We start from the raw sequence: 5000 nt of genomic DNA, 5'->3' as shown, positions 1-5000 counted from the left end.
TCAATTCGCTTGTATCGGAGAATAATTATTATAGTGCGCCACGCTATCCGTATCGTGATTTCACGTTGCGTTATGGTTTGGTGTGGAGTTTCTTTCTTTAGTTTCTTTTCTTATTCTTATCAAATACGCCTCCATGACTTCCTGCCTTCACTTTTTATGGGTGATTTACTCTCTAATAAGTAGTCCTCTTCAGTTTTCTACCCTGTTATAAAATCCTTTTTGCTATAATTCTTTATTAGGATCCCGAATTAGGCCATGTATTTCATCGAGTAAATAGCTTTAATTTATTAGGATTGGTATTTTTTAATATTTATTTAAGGATGATAGTTCAGTTTAGACACTCTTAATTAAGAATGTTTTAAAATTAATTTAGGGTGTAAGTTATTGGTTTTAAGGAGTTGTAAAATTAGTTTGCAAATACTTTTAAAAAATGCTTGTAGGGTTAGATAATCGTTCTATATTTGCGCCTCCAAAATCGGGTATAAAAATCGGTTTTACGTTCTTAGAAAGTGTGGTTTAAAAAAAAGATACGATTAATTCGTGTTGAATTAAAAAAGGGTAGTATCTTTGCCCTCCTGAATTTTGGCAACGAAATGTAGGATTAGTTCTTAAGAATCTTTTAGAATGAGGCTTAAAAAAAACTTAATTTTTTATTTGTTTGGTAAATAAAAAAGATTGTATATTTGCAGCCGCTTTCGCAGAGAGCTACGCACATTGAAAACGAGATGATTTGGTAATAAAAATAAGGTTCGATTCCTTAGCATCTAACAAAGAAATTCTCTTGAGAGATAGAGAAAGTTCCTTGACATATTGAATTGACAACGCGTATTATTTAGAGATAAATAATATTTGAATTAAAGACTAGAATAACCATTTTGAGCACTCTGTAAAGAGTAATTAGATTTCCTTATATCGTGGAATATTATAAAAACACTACGATGAAGAGTTTGATCCTGGCTCAGGATGAACGCTAGCGGCAGGCCTAACACATGCAAGTCGAACGGTAACAGCACTTCGGTGGCTGACGAGTGGCGCACGGGTGCGTAACGCGTATGCAATCTGCCTTGTACTGAAGTATAGCCCAGGGAAACTTGGATTAATCCTTCATAGTCTATTTGAGTGGCATCATTTAAATAGTAAAGGTTACGGTACAAGATGAGCATGCGTCCTATTAGCTAGTAGGTGTGGTAACGGCACACCTAGGCTACGATAGGTAGGGGTCCTGAGAGGGAGATCCCCCACACTGGTACTGAGACACGGACCAGACTCCTACGGGAGGCAGCAGTGAGGAATATTGGACAATGGGCGAAAGCCTGATCCAGCCATGCCGCGTGCAGGAAGACGGCCCTATGGGTTGTAAACTGCTTTTATATGGGAAGAATAAGGTCTACGTGTAGACTGATGACGGTACCATAAGAATAAGCACCGGCTAACTCCGTGCCAGCAGCCGCGGTAATACGGAGGGTGCAAGCGTTATCCGGAATCATTGGGTTTAAAGGGTCCGTAGGTGGACTAATAAGTCAGTGGTGAAAGTCTGCAGCTCAACTGTAGAATTGCCATTGATACTGTTAGTCTTGAATTGTTATGAAGTAGCTAGAATATGTAGTGTAGCGGTGAAATGCATAGATATTACATAGAATACCGATTGCGAAGGCAGGCTACTAATAATTGATTGACACTGATGGACGAAAGCGTGGGGAGCGAACAGGATTAGATACCCTGGTAGTCCACGCCGTAAACGATGGTTACTAGCTGTCCGGCTCGATTGAGAGCTGGGTGGCCAAGCGAAAGTGATAAGTAACCCACCTGGGGAGTACGTTCGCAAGAATGAAACTCAAAGGAATTGACGGGGGCCCGCACAAGCGGTGGAGCATGTGGTTTAATTCGATGATACGCGAGGAACCTTACCAGGGCTTAAATGTAGTCTGACAGATTTGGAAACAGATTTTTCTTCGGACAGATTACAAGGTGCTGCATGGTTGTCGTCAGCTCGTGCCGTGAGGTGTCAGGTTAAGTCCTATAACGAGCGCAACCCCTGTTGTTAGTTGCCATCGAGTAATGTCGGGAACTCTAACAAGACTGCCAGTGCAAACTGTGAGGAAGGTGGGGATGACGTCAAATCATCACGGCCCTTACGTCCTGGGCCACACACGTGCTACAATGGTAGGTACAGAGAGCAGCCACGTCGCAAGGCGGAGCGAATCTATAAAACCTATCACAGTTCGGATCGGGGTCTGCAACTCGACCCGTGAAGCTGGAATCGCTAGTAATCGCATATCAGCCATGATGCGGTGAATACGTTTCCCGGGCCTTGTACACACCGCCCGTCAAGCCATGGAAGCTGGGGGTACCTGAAGTCCGTCACCGCAAGGAGCGGCCTAGGGTAAAACCGGTAACTGGGGCTAAGTCGTAACAAGGTAGCCGTACCGGAAGGTGCGGCTGGAACACCTCCTTTCTAGAGCTTTGCTGCATAGCAGACAAAGCCACGACTATAAGGAAAGAAAGTTCGAATACTTATTTTAGTTTTAATGTTGTTGATTCAAGATATTTTTCGATTGATGGCTCACTTTAAGTAGTGAGTCATTCGATTGATCAATAAAGGACAGTCTCATAGCTCAGCTGGTTAGAGCGCTACACTGATAATGTAGAGGTCGGCAGTTCGAGTCTGCCTGAGACTACTATGTGCTAAGGCACATATATGTTTTAGGTTATAAGCTTGAGACGTTAGTTCATAAGAAATTATTGAAGGAAATTTTTAGAGGTTGAGTAGCCGTTATAAGTACTGTTAACTAATAACTGTTAACTATCTTTTTAAATAATGGGGATTAGCTCAGCTGGCTAGAGCGCCTGCCTTGCACGCAGGAGGTCATCGGTTCGACTCCGATATTCTCCACCAGGCAATGCCCTGGAGGTATGAAATAGTATCTTCAGAGCTTGCGGTGAGTAGCATAGATGATTTGATTGTCTATCGCGACTCGCGATCGTTCATTGACATATTGGGAAATAATAAGAATACGAGAGAAACAAATTTTTAGTTAGCTAGTAATAGTTAATTATATATTATAGATAGAACTCATTAGAATACAAAAGAATACAAGGCTTGGTAGCAATACCTAAGTCCTTATAAGAGCAAGAAGTACAATAAGCTAAATAAGGGCGTATGGGGAATGCCTAGGCTCTCAGAGGCGAAGAAGGACGTGATAAGCTGCGAAAAGCTGCGGGGATTGGCACATACAAATTGATCCGCAGATATCCGAATGGGGCAACCCACTATACTGAAGGTATAGTATCCGCAAGGAGGCAAACCGGGGAACTGAAACATCTAAGTACCCGGAGGAAGAGAAAACAAAAGTGATTCCGATAGTAGCGGCGAGCGAACTCGGATTAGCCCAAACCGGAATTGTTACGGCAGTTCCGGGGTTGTAGGACCACGACATTTTATGCATAATGAATTAGAACACTTTGGAAAGAGTGCCATAGACGGTGATAGCCCGGTATAGGTAAAGAATGTTATAGATAGTGGTATCCTGAGTAGTGCGGGGCACGTGAAACCTGTATGAATCTGGCGGGACCATCCGCTAAGGCTAAATACTCCTGAGAGACCGATAGTGAACCAGTACCGTGAGGGAAAGTGAAAAGAACCCTGAACAAGGGAGTGAAATAGATCCTGAAACCATACGCCTACAAGCGGTCGGAGCGGCGCAAGCTGTGACGGCGTGCCTTTTGCATAATGAGCCTACGAGTTACTTTATCTAGCAAGGTTAAGATGTTCAGCATCGGATCCGTAGCGAAAGCGAGTCTGAATAGGGCGCATAAGTTAGGTTGAGTAGACGCGAAACCGTGTGATCTACCCTTGGGCAGGTTGAAGCTGTGGTAACACATAGTGGAGGACCGAACCCGTTGACGTTGAAAAGTCTTGGGATGACCTGAGGGTAGGGGTGAAAGGCCAATCAAACTCGGAAATAGCTCGTACTCCCCGAAATGCATTTAGGTGCAGCGTTGATTTATAGTTTTATAGAGGTAGAGCTACTGATTGGATGCGGGGGCTTCACCGCCTACCAATTCCTGACAAACTCCGAATGCTATAAAATGTTGATCAGCAGTGAGGGCATGGGTGCTAAGGTCCATGTCCGAGAGGGAAAGAACCCAGACCATCAGCTAAGGTCCCCAAATGTATGTTAAGTTGAAAAAACGCGGTTGAACTGCCCAGACAGCTAGGATGTTGGCTTGGAAGCAGCCATTCATTTAAAGAGTGCGTAACAGCTCACTAGTCGAGCGGTTCGGCATGGATAATAATCGGGCATAAACATACTACCGAAGCTATGGATTTGACATTAATTTGTCATCTGGTAGGGGAGCATTGTAACAAAGTTGAAGGTGTACTGTGAGGTATGCTGGATTGGTTACAAAAGAAAATGTAGGCATAAGTAACGATAATGCGGGCGAGAAACCCGCACACCGAAAGACCAAGGTTTCCCCGGCCATGCTAATCAGCCGGGGTCAGTCGGGACCTAACGCGAACCCGAAAGGGGTAGTGGATGGACAACAGATTAATATTTCTGTACCTGCTCACGTTAAAAGTGACGGAGAATTAAATTTGGTGCGTGCTGACGGAATAGCACGTTGAAGCAACTTTTAAGGTTGCGATAGTACACTACGGCTTCGGCTATTGTGATAATCCAGAGGAGATTCTTCCAAGAAAAGCGAGTGAAGCAGCCCGTACCGTAAACCGACACAGGTGGTTGGGATGAGGATTCTAAGGTGCTCGAGAGATTCATGGCTAAGGAACTAGGCAAAATCGACCCGTAACTTCGGGAGAAGGGTCGCCCACATTTATTTGTGGGCCGCAGTGAAGAGGTCCAGGCGACTGTTTATCAAAAACACAGGGCTCTGCGAAATCGAAAGATGAAGTATAGGGCCTGACACCTGCCCGGTGCCGGAAGGTTAAGAGGAGATGTTAGCTTTTAGCGAAGCATTGAATTGAAGCCCCGGTAAACGGC

At 44.2% G+C, this 5000-nt stretch carries 1 protein-coding gene, 2 tRNA genes and 2 rRNA genes (1 of these 5 running past the window's edge); all 5 read left to right on the top strand.

The window, feature by feature from the left end:
* On the top strand, nt 1-101 hold the end of the coding sequence (locus P164_RS18970) for a putative porin (RefSeq protein WP_117434327.1). It extends 127 nt beyond the left edge of the window; the window shows 101 of its 228 coding nt (coding positions 128-228); the start codon falls outside the window, past its left edge; the stop codon is at nt 99-101.
* An 834-nt stretch (nt 102-935) separates the two neighbouring features.
* A 16S ribosomal RNA gene (locus P164_RS08235) occupies nt 936-2455 on the top strand.
* A 149-nt stretch (nt 2456-2604) separates the two neighbouring features.
* Nucleotides 2605-2678: transfer RNA gene (locus P164_RS08230), tRNA-Ile, on the top strand.
* Between the two features lie 142 nt (nt 2679-2820).
* Nucleotides 2821-2896, top strand: a tRNA-Ala gene (locus tag P164_RS08225).
* 244 nt (nt 2897-3140) lie between these two features.
* Nucleotides 3141-5000: ribosomal RNA gene (locus P164_RS08220) — 23S ribosomal RNA — on the top strand; the annotation flags it as partial.

It is taken from the genome of Leeuwenhoekiella sp. MAR_2009_132, assembly GCF_000687915.1.
Classification (GTDB): domain Bacteria; phylum Bacteroidota; class Bacteroidia; order Flavobacteriales; family Flavobacteriaceae; genus Leeuwenhoekiella.
The sequence above is the reverse complement of the archived record's forward strand: the minus strand, read 5'-3'. Positions and strand labels throughout refer to the sequence as shown.